Origin of the sequence: Rhodococcus sp. ACPA1, assembly GCF_002300195.1 — a bacterium.
Lineage (GTDB): Bacteria > Actinomycetota > Actinomycetes > Mycobacteriales > Mycobacteriaceae > Rhodococcus_F > Rhodococcus_F opacus.
The window spans coordinates 619,779-640,052 of the sequence record NZ_NSDX01000001.1; the positions used below are offsets into that span (position 1 = coordinate 619,779).

Sequence of the window (20,274 nt, forward strand, 5' to 3'; positions counted from 1 at the left end):
GCGGAGATGACCGTCGTCTACAACCTCTTCTTCGTCTGCCACCTGCTCGGCATGGCCGCCCTCGTCGGCGGCTATTTCGCGGTGCTCGGGGCGCCGCGGATCTCCGAGGTCATGGTGTGGGGTGCGCGGCTCCAGTTCGTGACGGGACTGATCCTGGTCGGGCTCGGCGAGGCCGCACTGGACAAGGATTACAACCACGTCAAGATGGGCGTGAAGCTTCTGCTCTCGCTGGTGGTGGTCGCGCTCGCCGAGATCGTCCGGGGCAAGCAGAACAAGGGGCAGGAGAACCCGAACCTGGTCCACGTGACGGGTGGGCTCGGCATCGTCACCGTGCTCGTGGCCGCCCTGTGGACCTGATCCCACGCCGGGTTCACTTCTTCGGCGGGGCAAGGATTTTCATCGCCAGTCGCTGCGCGGACTCGGGCATCCGGTCCTTCATCGACATCGCGAACTCGCCTGCCTTCGTGCGCACGGACGTGCCCCTGCCGAACCGCCGGTTGAAGGCGGATCCCTCGGTCGGCTGATCGAAGTGGAGGGGCGGGGCGCCGTCCGCGGCGCCGAGAGCGCGCCCGATCACCATCCGCTGAATCTCACTGGTGCCCTCGAAGATGGTGTACAGCTTGGCGTCCCGGTACCACTTCTCGACGGGGTGGTCGCTGATGTACCCCCACCCACCCATCGTCTGCAGTGCGCGTTCGGTGGTCTTCACCGCGACCTCCGACGCCGCGAGTTTCGCCATCGAGCCCTCGCCGTGGCGGAACTCCACTCCCGCCGCCGCCATCCACGACGCCCGCCAGGTGAGCAGCCGCGCGGCGTCGATCTGGGTCGCGAGGTCGGCCAGCGGAAAAGCGATGCCCTGGTTGTCGATGATCGGGCCGCCGAATGCCTCGCGGCGGTTCGCGTACTCGGTGGCGTATTCGAGCGCGGCGCGGGCGATGCCCAGCGCCTGAGCGGCGACCATGGGGCGAGTCTGCTCGAACGTGCCGAGGGTGGCCGATTTCCGCCGGGGCGCGCCGGTGGCCACCTCTTCCTGCACCTCACGGGCCTTCCGCATGCGGTTCTGCAACTTGTCGTCGCCGCCGAGCAAATGATCGGCGGGAACCCGCACCTGATGGAACTTCAGCTCCGCCGTGTGCGACGCGCGGCAGCCCAGCTTGTCGAGTTTGCGGACGAGTTCGATACCCGGACTTCCGCCGGGCACCACGAAGAGCGCCTGACCGCGATGGCCCAGGTCCGGATCGACGGTCGCGTTCACGACGTGCACGTCGGCGATTCCCCCGTTGCCGATCCACATCTTGTGCCCCTCGATCACCCACTCGTCGCCGTCGCGCGTCGCGGTGGTCCGCAGGTTGCGGACGTCGCTGCCGCCCTCGGGTTCGGAGATGCACAGTGCGGCGAGTTTCAGGTTGCCGGGCTCGCCGAAGCACTCGGGCGCCCAGCGCAGCATCTGCTCCGGCGTCGCGGCCTGCCCGATCGACGACAGCGCCAGCGCGGGCATCACGACGGCCAGCCCGATTCCGGCGCAACCCCAGAACAACTCCTCCATGAAGAGGGGGAGAGACAGTCCCGTCGGGTCGCCGATGAGGTCGCGGTAGAACAGCGGACTGTAGAAGCCCTCTCGTGCGGCCTGCTCGAGAACGTCCCAGGGGAACTCCTGCGCGCGGTCGTGCTCGGCCGCCACCGGCCGGATCACGTTCTCCGCGAAGGCGTGCGTCCGCTCGACGAGGTCTTTCTGCGCCGGAGTGAGAGCGAGGCTGAAAGTCATGGCAGTCCCTCGGTTGCCGCGTTGGTGTGCAACAACGTAACACTCACGGCCTGCCGCGGCCGGGGTTCGCATTATCCTGGATGGTGAGATAGTGATCCCATTATCTGGTCGAAGTTGCTAGCGTCGGAGACATGAACGGCGACGAGACGGTCTACACCCACGGTCACGACGAATCGGTGCTGCGAAACCACCGATGGCGCACCGCCGAGAACTCCGCCGGTTACCTGCTCCCGCACCTGCGCGCAGGCATGACGTTGCTCGACGTCGGGTGCGGGCCGGGCACGATCACCGCCGACCTCGCGGGACTCGTCGCACCCGGAGTCGTCACCGCCGTCGAGATGACCGACGAGGCGCTGTCCCTCGCCCGGAACGAGTTCGCGAAGCGGGGCGTCCCGAACGTCCTGACCGTGGTGTCGGACGTCCACGCCCTCGACTTTCCCGACGACAGCTTCGACGTCGTGCACGCGCATCAGGTCTTGCAACACGTCGGCGATCCGGTGCAGGCGCTGCGCGAGATGACGCGGGTGTGCAGGCCCGGCGGAATCGTCGCCGCCCGCGACGCCGACTACGGCACGTTCACATGGTTCCCGCCGACACCGGAACTCGACGAATGGCTGACGCTGTACAATGCCATCGCGCGGGCGAACGGTGGCGAACCGGACGCCGGCCGTCGCCTGCGGGCGTGGGCGCACGAGGCGGGTCTCACCGACGTCGTGAACACCGCGAGCACGTGGTGCTTCTCCTCCGACGAGGATCGCGAGTGGTGGGGAGATTCCTGGGCCGATCGCTCGCTGCAGTCGAACTACGCGGACCGGGCGCTCGAACTGGGGCTCGCCACCGGGGCGGACCTGGAACGCATCGCGGCGGGCTGGCGTTCGTGGTTGCGGGAGGACGACGGCTGGTTCGCGCTCCTGCACAGCGAGATCCTCTGCCGGGTGCAGTAGCACGGAGGGAAAATCTCGCAACGGAGTGCCCGCGGATGGAACACTCGCCCCATGACGACGTTACGGGTGGGTCGACTGTGGTTGGCGGGACTGATGGTGGCTCTGATCGGGCTGGTGCTCGTACCCGGCGCCTCCGCGGCCCCGGACCGAGCAGTCTTCTCCGGCGCCTCGGACCAGGTGATCACGGTCTACGCCCCGTCCGCGGGGGCAGTGGTCGCCCAACTGACCGCCTGGGAACGGACTGCGGACGGCACGTGGCAGGTGTTCGCGGGCCCGGTCCCCGCCGACGTCGGCGCGGAAGGAATCGGTGCGGCGAACGAATTCTCCACCCGCACGCCGGCCGGTGTCTTCCCGCTGTCGCAGGCATTCGGCCGGCGGCCCGCCCCGGAGACGGCGATGCCGTACTTCCAGTCGGACCGGCGCGACTGGTGGGATTCGAATCCGCTCTCGCCGACGTACAACACGCACGTCCGGCAGGCCGCGAACCCCGGCGGTAACAGCGAGAACCTCTACGCTGCCGGACCGCTGTACGACTACGCGGTCGTGATCGGCCACAACGCCGCCCGCGTTCCCGGCCTCGGCTCGGCGATGTTCCTGCACGTCACCGACGGCACCACCACCGAGGGGTGCGTCGCCATCGACCGCGACACGCTGACCTCACTCCTCGGCCGGCTCGACCCGGCGAAGAACCCCGTCATCGAGATCGCGGTAGGCGCGTAGCGCCCGTGAGTGGTTGACGAGCCCAGAGACTCGCTAACCACTCACGGGCGGCGGAGCCGCCTACAGGCCGGGACGCTTGCCGATGGTGAGGGTGGGCGTGGAGACACCGGCGAAGAAGTCCTCGCCCTTGTCGTCGACCACGATGAACGCGGGGAAGTCCTCGACCTCGATCTTCCAGACCGCTTCCATGCCGAGCTCTTCGTACTCGACGATCTCGACCTTCTTGATGCAGTCGAGGGCGAGACGCGCCGCGGGGCCACCGATGGACCCGAGGTAGAAGCCGCCGTACGACTTGCACGCGTCGGTGACCTGCTTGGAGCGGTTGCCCTTCGCGAGCATCACCATCGAACCGCCCGCGGCCTGGAACTGCTCCACATAGGAGTCCATGCGACCGGCGGTGGTGGGGCCGAAGGAACCGGACGCCATGCCGTCGGGGGTCTTGGCCGGGCCGGCGTAGTACACCGGGTGGTCCTTGAGGTACTGCGGCATGTCCTCGCCGGCGTCGAGCCGTTCCTTGATCTTGGCGTGGGCGATGTCGCGTGCGACGACGAGCGGGCCGGTGAGCGACAGCCGTGTCTTCACCGGGTGCTTGGACAGCTCGGCGAGGATCTCGGGCATCGGCTTGGTGAGGTCGATCTTCACGGCGGCGCCCTTGCCGGTGCCGGAGACGCCGTCGGTCTCGGCGTCGAGCTGGGCGTCGGTGACCTCGGGGAGGAACCGGCCCGGGTTGAATTCGAGCTGCTCGAGGAAGACGCCCTCGGGGGTGATCTTCGCCTTGGCCTGGCGGTCCGCCGAGCAGGACACGGCGAGAGCGACGGGCAGCGACGCGCCGTGGCGGGGGAGGCGGATGACGCGGACGTCGTGGCAGAAGTACTTGCCGCCGAACTGTGCGCCGATGCCGATCTGACGGGTCAGCTCGAGCACCTTCTCCTCGAGCTCCAGGTCGCGGAAGCCGCGGCCCGTGATCGCACCCTCGTTGGGGAGTTCGTCGAGGTAGTGCGCGGACGCGTACTTGGCCGTCTTGAGTGCGAACTCGGCGGACGTGCCGCCGACGACGATCGCGAGGTGGTACGGCGGGCAGGCTGCGGTGCCGAGGGCGCGAATCTTCTCCTCGAGGAACCGCATCATGCCGTCCGGGTTCAGGATCGCCTTGGTCTCCTGGAACAGGTAGGACTTGTTGGCGCTGCCGCCGCCCTTGGCCATGTACAGGAACTTGTAGGCGTTCTCGTGGCCGGTCGCCGTGTCGGCGTAGAGCTCGATCTGGGCGGGGAGGTTGCTCCCGGTGTTCTTCTCGTCCCACATCGTGATCGGCGCGTTCTGCGAGTACCGCAGGTTGAGTCGGGTGTAGGCGTCGTAGACGCCCCGGGCGATGGCCTTCTCGTCGTCGCCGGGGGTGAGGACGTGCTGGCCGCGCTTGCCCATGACGATCGCGGTGCCGGTGTCCTGGCACATCGGCAGCACGCCGGCCGCGGAGATGTTGGCGTTCTTGAGCAGATCGAGCGCCACGAACTTGTCGTTGCCCGACGCCTCGGGATCGTCGAGGATGCTCGCGAGCTGCGTCAGATGGTCGCTGCGCAGGTAGTGCGAGATGTCGTGGAGCGCGGTCTCGGTGAGCAGGCGCAGCGCCTCGGGCTCGACGGACAGGAAGGTGCGGCCGTCGGGTCCTTCGACAGTCGACACCCCCTCGGTGGTCAGCAGCCGATACTCGGTGGGGTCCTCACCGATGGGCAGCAAGTCCTCGTAGAGGAAGTCGGCCATTCTATCTCCTGGACAGCGGGTTGTGTGAAGTTCGTATCCAGGCTAGACGCGGGCTCCGGCGGCCCTGTGACGCGGGGGCATGCTTCGACCTGCGTAGTGGCGTGGCTCACAGAGGTTTCACAGACAAATCCGTACACTTGACTTGATGCGTGTATACGAAGCAGATCGGCCGGCCGAATGACCCTTGAAGTCCAGTACGCCGGAGCTGTCGACGGCGAGAAGTCCGGTGCACGCGCCAAGCGTCCCGTGCTGCATGCCTACCTGGACATCGCGATCGTGGTGGTCGTCCTCGCGGCCACGAACCTGATCGCGCACTTCACCACCGCGTGGGCGAGTATCGCCACCGTTCCCATCGCCGCTGTCGTGCTGCTCGTGCTCACCCGGCGGCGCGGGCTCGGCTGGGCAGAACTGGGGCTCTCACCCCGGCACTGGCGAAAGGGGTCGCTGTACGCGCTGGCGGCGATGGGACTCGTGATCGGCGTCGTGGCGATCGGCGCAGCCCTGCCGATCACCCGCCCCTTCTTCATGGCCGACCGGTACGCCACCCTGTCCGGTGCGCTCATCGCGTCGATGATCGTCATCCCGTTGCAGACCGTCATCCCCGAGGAGCTCGCGTTCCGCGGCGTGCTGCACGGCACCCTCGACCGGGTGTACGGCGCACGTGGTGTCTTCGCGGCGGGATCGCTGATGTTCGGTCTCTGGCACATCGCGTCTTCGCTGGGGCTGACGTCGGGCAACAAGGGACTGTCCAGCTTCCTCGGTGGCGGCGTCCTGGGTCAGGTGCTCGGCATCCTCGCGGCGGTGGTCGCGACCGCGGCCGCGGGCGTCGTGTTCACGTGGCTCCGTCGTCGCAGCGGCAGTCTGATCGCGCCCATCGCGCTGCATTGGTCGCTGAACGGCGCGGGTGCGCTCGCCGCCGCCATCGTGTGGCACACGACCATGGCCTGAGTCCGCAAGTCAGCCGGCTTCCGGCGTGCCGAGCCATTCGAGCAGCTTCTCGTACACCGACTCGTGGTTGAGCATCGTGAAATGGTTCGCGGGCGCGAGGTGCATGCCGTCCTCGTCGCGGAAGCCGATCATCCGCGTCCGGTTCCGGCCGGACGCACTCGGCACGAGCACCATGCCGTCGCCGAGCAGGCGTCCCAGCGGATGTCTCGGGCTGCGGGTGATGGTCGCGGAGACGAAGCAGTACGTCACGCCGTCGAGGAGCGGGACCTCACTGCACGCCGCGGCGCGGAGCGCGTCGGGATCGCGATCGCGCCAGTCCTCGTCGACGAGCGAACCCTGGTTCAGATCCCGGATGCCGGCGCTCCTTCTGCGTAGGAGCCCGGAGATGGCACGCGTCTCGGGCAGTGTGGCCAGCCCGGCGCTCGCGTAGTGGACGGCCTGCTCCAACGGGGCGCCGAGGTGGGGTGAGCCGAGACTCACGACGTGCCGCACCCGCCTCACCCACGGGCGGTCGTCGAGGAAGGCGATCCGGCAGGCGCTGCGGGCCACGAGGCCACCCATGGAATGCCCGACGAGTGCGATCGACTCGACCTCGACCGGCCAGTGCTCGGTGACCGTGTCCAGAAGTTCGGACAGGCTCCTGCCGTTGTCCGAGATGTGCCTGCCGGAGTTGTACCGGATCTGCAGCGCCGTGTAGCCGAGGTCCGTTGCGAGCCGTTCACCGTAGGTGGGACGGCGGCCCAGCGCCCACGCGTCCTCGGTCTCGACGAGTCCGTGCAGGAAGACGACGATGCGGCCGCCGGCGCGCGGGAAGGCGTCGGCGAGCGTGCCCGCGTCCGGCGCGAGCGCGACACCGTTCACCCGTATCGCCAGGGGTTCGGCGAGCGGCGACCCCTCCGATTCCAGTACGTCCCCGATCAGACCCTGGATCGCGGCGATGGCCTGGGCTCCGCGGCGTGTCTGGGACGGGGCGACGTTCTCCGACGACGGGAGGTCGAGGAACCGTCCTGCGAGGGAACCGCCGAGACGTGCGGTGTCGGCGACGAGTGTGTACGCGGCGCCCGAGATCTCGTCGTGGAGCAGTTTGGCGGGGACGGCGTGGGAGCCGACACCGAGCCGGATGCCGGCGAAGACGCGATCCGATATGGCGCGGTGGATGCTGCCGATGCCGGTGGCGGCGGCCCCGATTTCCTCGAGGGCCAGCCGGGCGAGGGCCCGCACCTCGGAGCGGCGTCTGATCTGCGGGTCGGTCACGAGATTTGAGTGTACGCATGTGCACTGAGATGCGCGCGTGGTACGGAAGTGCCGAATATATGCGCCGTAGTCGATTATTTCGAGAATAAATCAACGGTGAAGCGGAAAAGTTGATCTTCGGAAGGTCGACTCAATTGGTCGACCGACCAATTCCGGGAAAATCGCTGGTGACGTGGATAATGAACATGTTCACGTCACGCATTAATCGTCGTGATAGGTACGTGATGAGTCGATCGAAGCGTGCCGACAACGCCGTGACGGGGCTCGCGCGCCTGAGCGTGCGAACCCCGTCACGGGTGTTCAAGTCTTGTGCCAGCGGAAATGCTAGCCAATCGTGGCCGCGGCCGCGGTTGCGGCGTCTGCGCCACCGCCCACTGCGTCGGCGGAACCCGAGAAGAAGTCCAGGGCACCGGCGAGGTCGGAGAAGGCGGAGAAGAATTCGGACAGGAAGGCGAGATCCATGCTTTTAACTCCTTGCTCGGTTGTGGGCATTTATGTCGGCGCTGAGCGGGCGCCGGATTCATTCCTACCGTTATTGAAATGAGATCGCAATCCGAAGGTTTAACCGAAATGAAACGCGGGACGAATTACCGGGTTCCGACCAGGTGAGAAGCCCGTGTCCGGATTCACATCCGTCGGGCCTGATCCCACGATGTGGGAGCCGCGGCGCTGTCCGAATACCGCCGTCGCCGGGCGCCGGCGGGGCTATCCTCGTCCCACGACGTGTAGCGCCTTCCGGACATACCGACGTATAGGGGAATCCATCATGCGCAAGACCATCGTCACCGGTATCGCGGTCGCGGCCATCGCTCTGCTCGGCGCGGCCGGCTGTTCCGACGACAGCTCGAACGAGGCTCCGATCGCGACCACGACGACCTCCTCCGCGTCCGACCGGGTGGAAGGCGCGATCAGCAGTGTGCAAGCTACGGCGTCGTCCGCCGTCAACACCGCGCGCGAGGCCACGCAGAACGCGATCAACTCGGCCATCGCGGCGGTCCCGATCGGATTCGAGTCGGGAACCGCCGAGCTCAACGCCATCTCGGACGTCACCGTCCAGGCGGTAGCCGCTGCGATGAAGGCCGGCGACAGCAAGATCGAGATCGAGGCGTACGCCACCAACTCGGACGAGGCGGCCGCCGAACTACTGGCCGATCAGCGCGCCCAGGCCGTCGCCAACGCGCTCGAGGCGCAGGGGGTCGACAAGAGCCGCATCTCGGTCGAGGGAACGGCCAACCCGCCCGAGGGTGTCAACGTCGATCAGGTGGAGATCACCGTCGAGGACAGCTGACCGGCAGAGGTCAGTGCAGAACCGCCCGGTGCTCGTTGCTGTACGGGATGTGCTCGGCGGTCCTGCCGTCGCGGAGTTTGAGCACCCACTCGGGATCGGACAGCAGCGCGCGGCCGACGGCCACGAGGTCGAACTCGCCGTTCTCGTACTGCCGGAGCAGGCGGTCGATACCGGCGGTGTTCGAGGCGCCGTCCGAGGTGAAGGCCGTCGTGAACACGTCGTCGAGACCCACCGAGCCGACCGTGATGGTGGGTAGTCCGGTCAGCCGTTTGGTCCAGCCGGCCAGGCCCAGTTCCCCGTCGTCACCGGCCAGCTCGGCGAACGCCGGTTCCCAGTGCCTGCGGGTGGACGGGTGCAGCATGTCGACGCCGGCGGCGACGAGGGGTGCGAGCACGGCCGCGAGTTCGTCGGGGGACTGCGCGATCCGCGAGTCGTAGTGGTTCGACTTCCACTGGCTGAAGCGGTAGACGATCGCGAAGTCCTCGCCGACGGCCTCGCGGATCGCTGCGACCACCTCGACGGGGAATCGGGTGCGGGCCTCGAGGGATCCGCCGTAGCCGTCGGACCGGACATTCGTGCGGTCCCACAGGAACTGGTCGAGCAGATAGCCGTGCGCACCGTGGAGTTCGATGCCGTCGAAGCCCACGTCGCGCGCGTTGACGGCGGCCGCCACCCAGGACTCGCGCAGCGCGTCGAGATCGGATGAGGTGAATTCGCGTCCCAGGCGGGTCCCGTCCAGAGCGATTCCGGACGGGCTGGCGGTGGTTACGTCGGGATTCAGGCGGGGCTGCGGACCGCGTTCGACGCCCAGATGCCAGAGTTGCGGGATGATCTGCCCGCCCTCGTCGTGGACCGCGTCCACCACCGATTTCCAGCCCGCGAGGCTGTCCTGTCCGTAGAGCAGCGGCACCCTGGTGTGAGATCCGGCGGCCGGGTCGGGAATGTACGTCCCCTCGGTGATGACGAGTCCGACGCCGCCCGCCGCGCGTCGACGGTAGTAGGCCGCGACATCGTCCCCGGGAATGCCGCCGGGGGAGAAAGCCCTGGTCATGGGCGCCATCGTAAAGCGGTTCCGCAGCTGGAGGGATTTGACGGCGAACGGCTCGAAGAGGCCGTCGACGGGCAGCGGTGTTTCGGTCATGCCTGTCTGCAACTGATCTTGGTTACGCACTATTCCTGCATATGGCCTGCTGTGTAGTTGTAATCTGAAGTCACAGTCGACACTCGCTGCCGGCGCGTGGGCCGTCGCCCGCGCCCGGTCTGACGGGAGGGTGCACTGATGGGCACGAACGACGCACAAGCTGCCGATCTGGTGCTTTTCGGTGACGTGGTCACCATGAACGATGCCGCGCCACGCGCTCGGGCGGTTGCGGTGCGAGACGGGCGGATCGCCGCTGTCGGCAACGATGCCGCCGTGTTCCCGCTGATCGGACCGGCAACGATCACGGTCGACCTGCACCGCGCATGCATACTTCCCGGCTTCATCGAGGCGCACGGCCACCCGCTGAACTCCGCGGTGTTGCTCGGTGAACCGGTCGTGGACATCAGGCCGGTGACCATCGCCGACGCGGGGGAGGTGGTCGACGCCGTCCGCCGCGCCGTCGACGAGCACCCCGACGGCGCCGTGCTCAACGGATGGGACCCACTGCTGCAGAAAGGGCTGCCCGAGCCGACCCGTGAATGGCTCAATTCCGTCGCTCCCGATACGTCCCTGGTGATCCTGCACAACACCGGCCACGTGGCCTACTTCAACGACGTCGCCGCGCGGGAATCCGGATTGACCAAGGACACGCCGGACCCGGAGGGCGGCAGTTTCGGTCGTGACAAGTCGGGTGAACTGGACGGTTCGGCGTTCGAGGCGCCCGCGGTGATGGCGGTGGCCGCCTCGATCCTCGCGGGCGCGAGCACCCGGCTCCCGGAACTCCTCGCCGCGGAATGCGCGCGGATGAATGCGGCAGGCATCACCACCGCCAGTGAGATGGCATTCGACCCACGGTTCCGCAGCGCCCTGACGGCGTTCGCCCGGTCCGGCGCACTCACCACCCGACTGCGGTTGTACGAGATGTCCAACCCGGAGCGCACCTCCGAAGTCTCACCCGGAGTCGGCAACGACCTGCTGCGCCAGGTGGGCATCAAGATCTGGTCGGACGGGTCGCCGTGGGTGGGCAATGCGGCCACCAGCTTTCCGTACCTCGACACGGACGTCACCCGGTCGCTCGGCCTCGCCGGAACGCGTGGCGAGGCCAATTACACCGAGGACGAGATTCTCGAGATCAGCAAGCCGTATTTCGAGAACGGCTGGCAGATCTCCTGCCATGCCAACGGTGACGCCGCGGTCGCCCTGGTCCTCGACGCGTGGGAGCGGATGCTCGCCGACTCTCCACGAGAGGATCACCGACTCCGGCTCGAGCACGTCGGGGCGATGACCCCGGACCAGTTCCGCCGAGCGACCGAACTCGGCGTCACGTGCAGCCTGTTCGTCGACCACCTCTACTACTGGGGCGACGTGCTCGTCGACGACCTGTTCGGTCCCGAGCGTGGAGCACGTTGGGCGGCTGCCGGTTCCGCGATCAAGGCGGGCCAGCGGATCTCGTTCCACAACGACGGCCCGGTCACCCCGACCAACCCGCTGCGCAACATCGCCGACGCCGTCACCCGCCGCACCCGATCGGGACGTGTGCTCGCTCCCGAGGAACGGATCTCCGTCCCGGATGCACTGCGGGCGGAGACGATCAACTCGGCGTGGCACCTCCGGAGCGAGGACGCCATCGGGGCAATCGTCCCCGGTATGCACGCCGATCTCGTCGTGTTGTCGGCCAACCCGCTTCTGGTGGATCCCGACGACATCGCGGACCTCGAGGTGCTCGCCACGATCCTGGAGGGTCGGACGGTCTTCGGAAAGCTGGAGTGATCCGGGTGGCGCCCGGGTCGAGGGCTCTGCGGTCGATCGGGACGTCAGCCGGAAACTGGATCCGGACTTCGGGTTACACCCGCAAATGGCTGGTTCTCGGCGTCGTGATCGGGACCGTCGCCGGGCTCGGGGCGGTCGTGTTCTACGTCGCGCTGTCGGAGGCGACGCAACTGCTTATCGTCGGCATCGGGGGCTACCACCCGCCGACCGCGGCGGGCGACGGTGGGGCGGTCGGCAGCCGGGAGTTCACGAGACCGTGGGCGATCCCGCTCGTGGTGTGCCTGGGTGGACTGGTGTCGGGCATCATCGTGTTCACGCTGGCACCGGAGGCCGAGGGGCACGGCACCGACGCGGCGATCGACGCCGTTCACCGGGACCCCCGCATGATCCGCGTCCGCGTCGTCCTCGTGAAGCTGGTCGCGTCCGCGATCACGATCGGGTCCGGCGGATCCGGCGGTCGCGAGGGACCCACCGCGCAGATCTCGGCGGGTTTCGGATCGCTTCTCGCCCGCAGGCTGGACCTGTCCCCACGGGACGGTCGAATCGCCGTGGCGATCGGCATCGGCTCCGGTATCGGCGCGATCTTCGGCGCCCCGCTCGGCGGCGCGGTGTTGTGCTGCACGATTCCCTACAAGGAAGACTTCGATTTCGAGGTGCTCGTGCCGGCGCTGGTCACGTCGATCGTGAGTTACACGGTGTTCGGTAGCTTCCTCGGATTCGGGCCGCTGTTCGGGTACGCCGCTCAGGACTACGTCTTCGACACCCCGGTCCAGCTGGTGTGGTTCGCGCTCATCGGTGTGCTCGGCGGCCTGATCGGATTGCTGTACAGCGGGACGTTCTACACGGCCGTCGATCTCACCCACCGTCTGCCCGGCAGCCGGATCGTCAAACCGGCGGTCGGCGGGCTGCTCGTCGGACTGATGGCGCTCGTGTTGCCGGAGGTGCTGGGCAGCGGTTACGGCTGGATCCAGCAGTCGATGGCCCGCGGCGACCTCACGGCCATCCCGCTGTGGGTGGTGCTGCTGTTGCCGTTCGCGAAGATCCTCGCGACGTCGCTGTCCATCGGCTCGGGGGGATCCGGCGGCATCTTCGGCCCGGGAATGGTGATCGGGGCGTTCACCGGTGCCGCGGTGTGGCGACTGCTGGAACCGATCGCCCCAGGCGTCCCCGACAATCCGGCGCCCTTCGTCATCGTCGGCATGATGGCCTGCTTCGGGAGCATCGCCCGCGCTCCTCTCGCGGTGATGCTGATGGTCGCGGAGATGACGGGAAGCGTCGGTGTGCTGGTGCCGGGAATGATCGCCGTCGGGCTCGCCTATCTCATCGTGCGCCGATCCGGGAAGACGATCTACCGGGCGCAGCTCGAGAACCGTGCGGAGGCTCGGCTCGCCCCGGGATGATCGGATCGGGGTCCGTGTGCGGAGGGCCGGGTGGATTCCGGCATGCTTGTGGCCATGACTGTTCACGTTCCTCAGTACGTCGACCTCCTCTGGCCAGCGCTTCAGGCTGCCATTGCTCTCGGTGGTTCGGCGTCCAACGAGGAGCTCGACAGCGCCGTCGTTGAGCGAGAAGGGCTTTCGTCCGACGTGCAGGGTGTGCTGCACGGTGACGGTCCGAGCACCGAGATCGAGTACCGGTTGGCGTGGGCCCGCACCTACCTCAAGGGGATGGGTCTGCTCACGAACAGCCGGCGCGGGGTGTGGAGTGTGACGGAGAAGGGCCGCGAGGTCGCCGAGAGCGAGATCCGCCCCCTGCACGCCGAGTTCTCCGCCGAGAACCGCAAGAAGAATGCCGCCCGCAAATCGGCGAAGGCCGCGTCCCGCCGCAACGACGAACCGGATGCCAACATCGCCGAGGCCGAGAACGACGCGGACTGGAAGGACCTCCTGCTCGACACGGTCCTGAAGATGTCGCCGCCCGCGTTCGAGCGGCTGACCCAGCGGTTGCTGCGGGAGGCCGGATTCTCGAGCGCGTCCGTCACCGGTCGCGGCGGTGACGGGGACATCGAGGGGCTCGGCGTGTATCAGTTGTCGTTGCTCAGTTTCCCCGTGTTCTTCCAGTGCAAGCGCTACAGCGGCAGCGTCGGGGCCGGCGCGGTGCGCGATTTCCGCGGCGCGATGGCGGGGCGCGGCGAGAAGGGCCTGCTCATCACCACCGGAACGTTCACCGGTGACGCGCGCACGGAGTCCAAGAGGGACGGCGCACCGCCGATCGACCTGATCGACGGCGACCGGCTGTGCGACCTGTTGAAGGAGCATTCACTGGGTGTCCAGACCACCACGCGCCTCGTCGAGGACGTCGAGGTCAGGTCGGATTACTTCCACTCGCTGGAGCCGAAATGATCAGCGTCGGGTCACCGCCCCGGCACCCGGACACTCTTTCCCGTTGCGGTATGGCCACGAAGCGATCACGCAGGCCCTGAAGCGGTGCCGCCACCGTCTTCCCGTGTGTAAAGAGGAAGTTAAATACACATGTCACTGACGTGAAAAGCGACCGAGGGAAGTCGATATGACGACCACATCGCCGTGGCCGTTGATGGGCCGCACGGTCCGGCCGCCGGCGGGGATGCTGGCGGACCGTCGGTTCGGGATGCTCGTCGACCAGTTCTTCGGACTCTTCCACGACGCCAGCCAGGGCGGTGGGGCGCTGGCCGTCTACCTTCACGGTGAACCGGTCGTCGACGTGTGGGCCGGGTGGGCGAGCCGCGACACGTTCTGGCAGGACGACACCGTCACCCTCACGTTCTCCACGGGCAAGGGCGTCGCGTCCACCGTTCTGCACCGTCTCGCGGGACGCGGGATCATCGACTACGAGGCGCCGGTGGCGCAGTACTGGCCCGAGTTCGCCGCCGAGGGCAAGGACGAGATCACGGTGCGTGAACTGCTTTCGCACCGCGCCGGACTGCACCGGGTTCGCGGGCTCGTGCCCGGACCGCTGAGTCTGATGGACCATTCGCTGGTCAGTGCCGCACTGGCCGCGGCGACCCCGGATCAGCGGCGGCTGAAGGTCCCCGGCTATCACGCGGTGACGTTCGGCTCGCTCGTCGCCGAACTGACGTCCCGCGCGGCCGGAAAACCCTTCACCGAGCTGGTGCGCACCGAGGTCGCCGAACCGCTCGGGGTGAAGGAGTTCTGGTACGAGGTGCCGCCGGCCGAGCGTGCCCGGATCGCGAGGACCTTCCCGCACATCAACCCGTTCGGCGTTCCGTGGGGAGCCACGTCGTTCGCGATGTCGCGGCTGCCGGGTCTGCGCAACGTCGCCGACGCCGGCATGCCCGCCGGCTTCGACGCCCTCGTCCGCAACCCCGCGATCCACGACAGCGTCATGCCGGGGTGGAACGGCGTGTTCAGCGCCCGCGCGCTGGCGCGGATGTACGGGGCGCTGGCGAACGGCGGAACCGTCGGCGGCGTGGAGTTCCTCCCGCCGGACGTCGTGGCGCAACTGAGCCAGGTGCAGACGACGGCCCGCGACTACGTCCTGGGCATACCGATGAACTGGCGGCTCGGCTACCACGCGGGGATGGTGGCACGCCGCAGGCAGCCGTCGAATACCTTCGGGCACTACGGCTTGGGTGGGTCGGGCGCATTCGCCGACGCCGACAGCGGGCTGTCGATCGCATTCGTCACCAACCGCCTCGGCAACATGCTGACTCCCATCGCCGACCTCCGCCTGCCGAAGCTCGGCTCGACGGCGCTCGCCATCGCCGAGAGGCTGTAGCCGAGCAGTTCCGGCCGCCGGCGAACCAATTCGATTTCGACGCGCCGTTTTTCGATCGTCGCGAGCCGCAGGTCTGGAGAGCGGGGGACCGGTAGCATCGTGTCCGTGACCGACGCGACCGCCCACACCAGCCGTCCCGATCGGTTGCGTGTCCTCGTCTACAGCGACGATGCGAACACCCGCCAGAAGGTTGTTCTGGCGCTGGGGACGCGTCCGCACCCCGACCTTCCGGAGTTGGAGTACGTCGAGGTGGCGACCGCGCCCGTGGTGATCCGGCAGATGGATGCTGGCGGTGTCGACCTTGCCGTTCTGGACGGGGAGGCGGTGCCCGCGGGCGGGATGGGGATCGCGAAGCAGTTGAAAGACGAGATCGACGACTGCCCCCCGATCCTGGTCCTGACCGGGCGCCCCGACGACGCCTGGCTGGCCACCTGGTCGCGGGCCGAGGCCGCGGTGCCGCATCCGCTCGACCCGATCCGGTTGTCCGAAGCGGTCATAGCGCTGCTGCGCACCCGCCTCTCAGCTTAGGCTCTCCTGACTCCGATTTCCGCCGCGTGAAGGTGCATCGAGCGCCTGTGCCGCAGGGGTTTTCCGTACTTCGAGATCGCCTGGAACTCGCACGGTCAAATCGACCGGGCTCGACGACTTCCCTTGTACGCTGTGGCATAACTCACAAGAGCGTAGCTTCGGAAACGACCGCCCGGGAATCGGGCGGACAGGCTCGGGAAGAGGGGAGCTGAGACGGCATGAATGTCTACGTGCCGATCCTCGTGCTCGGGGCGATTGCGGTCGCGTTCGCGGTCTTCTCCGTGATCGTGGCGAGGATCGTCGGTCCGAGGCGCTACAACCGTGCCAAGCTCGACGCCTACGAGTGCGGCATCGAGCCGACGCTCTCGCCTCTGGGTGCGGGCCGCATCCCGGTGAAGTACTACCTGACGGCCATGCTCTTCATCATCTTCGACATCGAGATCGTGTTCCTCTATCCGTGGGCTGTTCATTTCGATGCTCTCGGCTTCTTCGGTCTCGGGGCCATGGCCCTGTTCATCTTCAACGTCTCCGTCGCCTACGCGTACGAGTGGCGGCGTGGCGGTCTCAGTTGGGACTGATCGGTCCCGTCAGCGATCCAAAAGCTAAGTCGGAAGAGAAGAGTCGGATATGGGCATCGAGGAGAAGCTGCCGAGCGGCTTCCTGCTGACCACGGTCGAAGGGCTCGCGGGTTACGTCCGCAAGGGTTCGCTGTGGCCGGCGAGTTTCGGGCTCGCCTGCTGCGCGATCGAGATGATGGCCACCGCCGGCGGACGCTTCGACATCGCCCGTTTCGGCATGGAGGCGTTCCGGGCCTCACCGCGGCAGGCGGACCTGATGATCGTGGCAGGCCGGGTGAGCCAGAAGATGGCGCCGGTTTTGCGGCAGATCTACGACCAGATGGTCGAGCCGAAGTGGGTGCTGGCGATGGGTGTCTGCGCGTCGTCGGGCGGCATGTTCAACAACTACGCGATCGTGCAGGGCGTCGACCACATCGTGCCGGTGGACATCTATCTGCCGGGATGCCCGCCGCGGCCCGAGATGCTGCTGAACGCGATCCTCACGCTGCACGAGAAGATCCAGCAGATGCCGCTCGGCGTCCACCGGGAGGAGGTGGCGCGTGCGGCGGAGCAGGCGGCGCTGGCCGCCACCCCCACCATCCAGATGAAGGGCCTTCTTCGATGACCGGGGCGAGCGGCCGTGGTTCGAGGGAGCGAAGCGAACCGAGCGGTTGGGGCCGGGGCCGTGCGGTGGTGTCGGGGGTGCGAAGTGAGCCGAGCGGTTGGGGCCGGGGCCGTGCGGTGGTGTCGGGGGTGCGAAGTGAGCCGAGCGGTTGGGGCCGGGGCCGTGCGGTGGTGTCGGGGGTGCGAAGTGAGCCGAGCGGTTGGGGCCGGGGCCGTGCGGTGGTGTCGGGGGTGCGAAGTGAGCCGAGCGGTTGGGGCCGGGGCCGTGCGGTCTGGACCGAGGAACGAGGGAGCGTAGCGAGTGAGTGACGAGGGAAGACCGCACGACAAGGCCCCGGCACCCGCGAGCGAAGCGAGCCATGTCCCAGAACAGATCGGTGTGCGCAAGGGGCTGTTCGGGGTGCGGGGTAGTGGGGATACGTCGGGGTATGGGCGGTTGGTGCGTCCGGTGTTGTTGCCGGGGAGTACGCCGCGGCCGTATGGCGGGTATTTCGACGAGGTCGCGGATGGGCTGGGGGCGGCGTTGGCGGAGTCGGGTGTGGGTTTCGAGGTGGCGATCGAGTCGGTTGTGGTGTCTCGGGGTGAGGTGACGTTCGGTGTGCGGCGGGAGTTTTTGCCGTTGGTGGCGCGGGCGTTGCGTGATGAGCCGGATCTGCGGTTCGAGATGTGTCTGGGTGTGAATGGTGTGCATTTCCCGCAGGATGCGGGCCGGGAGTTGCGTGCGGTGTATCCGTTGTTGTCGATCACGCACAATCGTCGGATTCGTCTGGAGGTTGCGGCCCCGGATGCGGATCCGCATATCCCGTCGTTGTACGACGTGTATCCGACGAACGATTGGCACGAGCGGGAGACGTACGACTTCTTCGGGATCGTGTTCGATGGTCATCCGTCGTTGACCCGGATCGAGATGCCGGATGACTGGCCGGGTCATCCGCAGCGGAAGGACTATCCGCTCGGCGGCATTCCCGTCGAGTACAAGGGCGCGGAGATCGCGCCGCCCGACGAGCGGCGGGGGTACAACTGATGAGCGAGGACACGGTTTTCACGGTCGCCGGTCAGGACTGGGACGAGGTCGTCGATGCGGTGAAGGCGTCGTCGGGTGATGCGGGTTCGGAGGGCGCCGAGGAGCGGATCGTCGTCAATATGGGTCCGCAGCATCCGTCGACGCACGGGGTGTTGCGGCTCATCTTGGAGATCGAGGGTGAGACCGTCACGGAGGCCCGGTGCGGTATCGGTTATCTGCATACGGGGATCGAGAAGAACCTCGAGTACCGGACGTGGACGCAGGGCGTGACGTTCGTGACGCGGATGGATTACCTGTCGCCGTTCTTCAACGAGACGGCGTATTGCCTCGGTGTGGAGAAGTTGCTGGACATCACGGACCAGGTTCCGGAGCGGGCGAGCGTCATCCGGGTCATGTTGATGGAGCTCAACCGCATCTCCTCGCATCTGGTGGCGCTGGCCACGGGTGGTATGGAGTTGGGGGCAGTCACGGCGATGCTGTTCGGTTTCCGGGAACGCGAGCTGGTTCTGGACGTGTTCGAGATGATCACGGGACTGCGCATGAATCACGCGTACATCCGGCCGGGCGGTTTGTCGCAGGATCTGCCGGAGGGTGCCGTGGAGAAGGTGCGCGAGTTGCTCACGTTGATGCCGGAACGGCTGCGGGACATGGAGAATCTTCTCAACGACAACCGCATCTGGAAGGGGCGTACGCAGGGCATCGGGTATCTCGACCTCACGGGGTGCATGGCGCTCGGCATCACCGGTCCGATGCTGCGTGCGACGGGTCTGCCGCACGATCTGCGTAAGTCGCAGCCGTATTGCGGTTACGAGAATTACGAGTTCGACGTCAGCACCGATACGGGGTGTGACGCGTATGGCCGCTACCTGATCCGGGTCGACGAGATGAAGGAGTCGCTGAAGATCGTCGAGCAGTGCCTCGACAAGTTGCGGCCGGGCCCGATCATGGCGGAGGACAAGAAGATCGCGTGGCCGGCGGATCTGACGCTGGGCCCCGACGGTCTGGGCAATTCGCCCGGGCACGTCCGCGAGATCATGGATTCGTCGATGGAGTCGCTGATCCATCACTTCAAGTTGGTGACGGAGGGTTTCCGGGTGCCGCCGGGCCAGGTGTATGTGGCGGTGGAGTCGCCGCGGGGTGAGCTCGGTGTGCACATGGTGAGCGACGGCGGCACCCGCCCGTACCGGGTGCATTTCCGGGATCCGTCGTTCACGAACCTGCAGTCGGTGGCGGCCACGTGTGAGGGCGGCATGGTTGCGGATGTCATTGCGGCGGTCGCGAGCATCGATCCGGTGATGGGGGGCGTGGACCGATGACCGAGCAAGCAGCACCGAAGCAAACCCCCATCTTCATCGAGTTCGGGCCCCGGCCGGAGGAGCACGGGCTGCTGGTGCGGCCGGGTGCGCGTGAGGAGTATCCGCCGGAGGTTCGTGCGCGGCTGGACGCCGACGCCGACGTCGTCGTCGCGCGCTACCCGAATTCGCGTTCCGCGCTGCTACCGCTGCTGCATCTGGTGCAGGCGGAGGACGGGTGCATCACGCCGGCGGGGATCGAGTTCTGTGCCGGCCGGCTCGGATTGACCGGCGCGGAGGTGGCCGCGGTGGCGACCTTCTATTCGATGTACCGGCGCGACCCGACGGGCGACTACTACGTCGGAGTGTGCACCAACACGTTGTGCGCGATCATGGGCGGCGACGCGATCCTCGCCGCCCTGGAGGAGCACCTCGACCTGCCGCACGGTGGCACGTCCGCGGACGGCAAGGTCACGCTGGAGCACATCGAGTGCAATGCGGCGTGCGATTACGCCCCGGTGGTGATGGTCAACTGGGAGTTCTTCGACAACCAGACCCCGGAGTCGGCTCGCTCACTCGTCGATTCCCTGCGTTCTGGTGAACGGGTGTCGCCGAGTCGCGGCGCGACGCTGTGCACGTTCCGGGAGACCGCCCGCATTCTCGCCGGGTTCCCCGACGAGCGTCCCGGTGCGCTGGCGGAGGGCGGTACCGCGGGTGACGCCACACTGGCCGGCCTGCGCGTGGCGCACGAACGGGGCATGGCGGCGCCGGATCCTGCGGAGACGTCGCTGATCCCGGAGCCGCCGTCGCGGGACACCGAGCCGGTGGCGGCGGAATCGGCGAAGGACCAGCCGTCGCCTGCCCCGTCCGCGACGGTGCCGCCGGATCGGTCCACCTCCGAGACGGATCCGGCGGCCACCGACTCGGGTCGAAAGGGAGACTGA

General features: G+C 67.4%; 20 protein-coding genes. 15 read left to right on the top strand and 5 right to left on the bottom strand.

Annotated features, from left to right (window positions below; genetic code table 11):
* Nucleotides 1-6: 6 nt before the first annotated feature.
* A complete protein-coding gene (locus CJ177_RS02750) occupies nt 7-357 on the top strand; it encodes a hypothetical protein (protein ID WP_095867229.1) in 351 nt (116 codons plus the stop codon).
* Between the two features lie 13 nt (nt 358-370).
* On the opposite strand, the gene CJ177_RS02755 is transcribed toward CJ177_RS02750, so the two are convergent.
* Nucleotides 371-1,765, bottom strand: coding sequence for an acyl-CoA dehydrogenase family protein (locus CJ177_RS02755; protein WP_025432172.1), 1,395 nt, complete (start codon nt 1,763-1,765; stop codon nt 371-373).
* A gap of 131 nt (nt 1,766-1,896) precedes the next feature.
* Between CJ177_RS02755 and CJ177_RS02760 the strand changes: the two genes are divergently transcribed.
* Nucleotides 1,897-2,709 (top strand): class I SAM-dependent methyltransferase, encoded by an 813-nt coding sequence (locus tag CJ177_RS02760; RefSeq protein WP_095867230.1) that lies wholly within the window; start codon nt 1,897-1,899, stop codon nt 2,707-2,709.
* A 51-nt stretch (nt 2,710-2,760) separates the two neighbouring features.
* Nucleotides 2,761-3,429 (top strand): L,D-transpeptidase, encoded by a 669-nt coding sequence (locus CJ177_RS02765; protein WP_095867231.1) that lies wholly within the window; start codon nt 2,761-2,763, stop codon nt 3,427-3,429.
* Between the two features lie 60 nt (nt 3,430-3,489).
* Here CJ177_RS02765 and CJ177_RS02770 read toward each other — a convergent pair whose 3' ends face one another.
* Nucleotides 3,490-5,187: a fumarate hydratase gene (locus tag CJ177_RS02770; protein ID WP_005239073.1), complete on the bottom strand. Its 1,698-nt coding sequence runs from the start codon at nt 5,185-5,187 to the stop codon at nt 3,490-3,492.
* Nucleotides 5,188-5,364: 177 nt separating this feature from the next.
* Between CJ177_RS02770 and CJ177_RS02775 the strand changes: the two genes are divergently transcribed.
* Nucleotides 5,365-6,135, top strand: coding sequence for a CPBP family intramembrane glutamic endopeptidase (locus CJ177_RS02775; protein ID WP_037231569.1), 771 nt, complete (start codon nt 5,365-5,367; stop codon nt 6,133-6,135).
* A gap of 9 nt (nt 6,136-6,144) precedes the next feature.
* On the opposite strand, the gene CJ177_RS02780 is transcribed toward CJ177_RS02775, so the two are convergent.
* Together CJ177_RS02780 and CJ177_RS47255 are read right to left on the bottom strand one after the other, a co-directional pair.
* Nucleotides 6,145-7,389, bottom strand: coding sequence for a triacylglycerol lipase (locus CJ177_RS02780; protein ID WP_005239077.1), 1,245 nt, complete (start codon nt 7,387-7,389; stop codon nt 6,145-6,147).
* Between the two features lie 324 nt (nt 7,390-7,713).
* Nucleotides 7,714-7,851, bottom strand: coding sequence for a hypothetical protein (locus tag CJ177_RS47255; RefSeq protein WP_179443149.1), 138 nt, complete (start codon nt 7,849-7,851; stop codon nt 7,714-7,716).
* Nucleotides 7,852-8,155: 304 nt separating this feature from the next.
* Here CJ177_RS47255 and CJ177_RS02785 point away from each other — a divergent pair, with 304 nt between their 5' ends.
* On the top strand, nt 8,156-8,677 hold the full coding sequence (locus CJ177_RS02785) for an OmpA family protein (RefSeq protein ID WP_005239080.1): 522 nt from the start codon (nt 8,156-8,158) through the stop codon (nt 8,675-8,677).
* Nucleotides 8,678-8,687: 10 nt separating this feature from the next.
* Here CJ177_RS02785 and CJ177_RS02790 read toward each other — a convergent pair whose 3' ends face one another.
* Nucleotides 8,688-9,818 carry an NADH:flavin oxidoreductase gene (locus tag CJ177_RS02790; RefSeq protein ID WP_095867232.1) on the bottom strand — a complete coding sequence of 377 codons (1,131 nt, stop codon included), beginning with the start codon at nt 9,816-9,818 and terminating at the stop codon, nt 8,688-8,690.
* Between the two features lie 138 nt (nt 9,819-9,956).
* On the opposite strand from CJ177_RS02790, the gene CJ177_RS02795 reads away from it, so the two are divergent.
* The 10 genes from CJ177_RS02795 (at nt 9,957) to nuoE (ending at nt 20,274) form a co-directional block, all read left to right on the top strand.
* Nucleotides 9,957-11,588 carry an amidohydrolase gene (locus CJ177_RS02795; RefSeq protein ID WP_095867233.1) on the top strand — a complete coding sequence of 544 codons (1,632 nt, stop codon included), beginning with the start codon at nt 9,957-9,959 and terminating at the stop codon, nt 11,586-11,588.
* Entirely contained in the window at nt 11,585-12,988 is a 1,404-nt protein-coding gene (locus CJ177_RS02800) for a chloride channel protein (protein ID WP_025432176.1), read from the top strand. The genes CJ177_RS02795 and CJ177_RS02800 overlap by 4 nt, the downstream gene beginning before the upstream one ends.
* A 42-nt stretch (nt 12,989-13,030) precedes the next feature.
* Complete coding sequence (locus CJ177_RS02805) at nt 13,031-13,930, top strand: restriction endonuclease (RefSeq protein ID WP_005253670.1); 900 nt, start codon at nt 13,031-13,033, stop codon at nt 13,928-13,930.
* A gap of 166 nt (nt 13,931-14,096) precedes the next feature.
* Entirely contained in the window at nt 14,097-15,305 is a 1,209-nt protein-coding gene (locus CJ177_RS02810; protein WP_005239102.1) for a serine hydrolase domain-containing protein, read from the top strand.
* 105 nt (nt 15,306-15,410) lie between these two features.
* Nucleotides 15,411-15,833, top strand: coding sequence for a response regulator transcription factor (locus tag CJ177_RS02815; protein ID WP_025432177.1), 423 nt, complete (start codon nt 15,411-15,413; stop codon nt 15,831-15,833).
* Between the two features lie 218 nt (nt 15,834-16,051).
* Nucleotides 16,052-16,411, top strand: a complete 360-nt coding sequence (locus CJ177_RS02820; protein ID WP_005239104.1) for an NADH-quinone oxidoreductase subunit A — start codon at nt 16,052-16,054, stop codon at nt 16,409-16,411.
* Nucleotides 16,412-16,460: 49 nt separating this feature from the next.
* Nucleotides 16,461-17,015, top strand: coding sequence for an NADH-quinone oxidoreductase subunit B family protein (locus CJ177_RS02825; protein ID WP_005239105.1), 555 nt, complete (start codon nt 16,461-16,463; stop codon nt 17,013-17,015).
* A gap of 300 nt (nt 17,016-17,315) precedes the next feature.
* A complete protein-coding gene (locus CJ177_RS02830; RefSeq protein WP_095867234.1) occupies nt 17,316-18,038 on the top strand; it encodes an NADH-quinone oxidoreductase subunit C in 723 nt (240 codons plus the stop codon).
* On the top strand, nt 18,038-19,354 hold the full coding sequence (gene nuoD / locus CJ177_RS02835; RefSeq protein WP_005239107.1) for an NADH dehydrogenase (quinone) subunit D: 1,317 nt from the start codon (nt 18,038-18,040) through the stop codon (nt 19,352-19,354). Before CJ177_RS02830 ends, nuoD begins: the two co-directional genes overlap by 1 nt.
* Nucleotides 19,351-20,274 carry an NADH-quinone oxidoreductase subunit NuoE gene (gene nuoE / locus CJ177_RS02840; protein WP_095867235.1) on the top strand — a complete coding sequence of 308 codons (924 nt, stop codon included), beginning with the start codon at nt 19,351-19,353 and terminating at the stop codon, nt 20,272-20,274. The genes nuoD and nuoE overlap by 4 nt, the downstream gene beginning before the upstream one ends.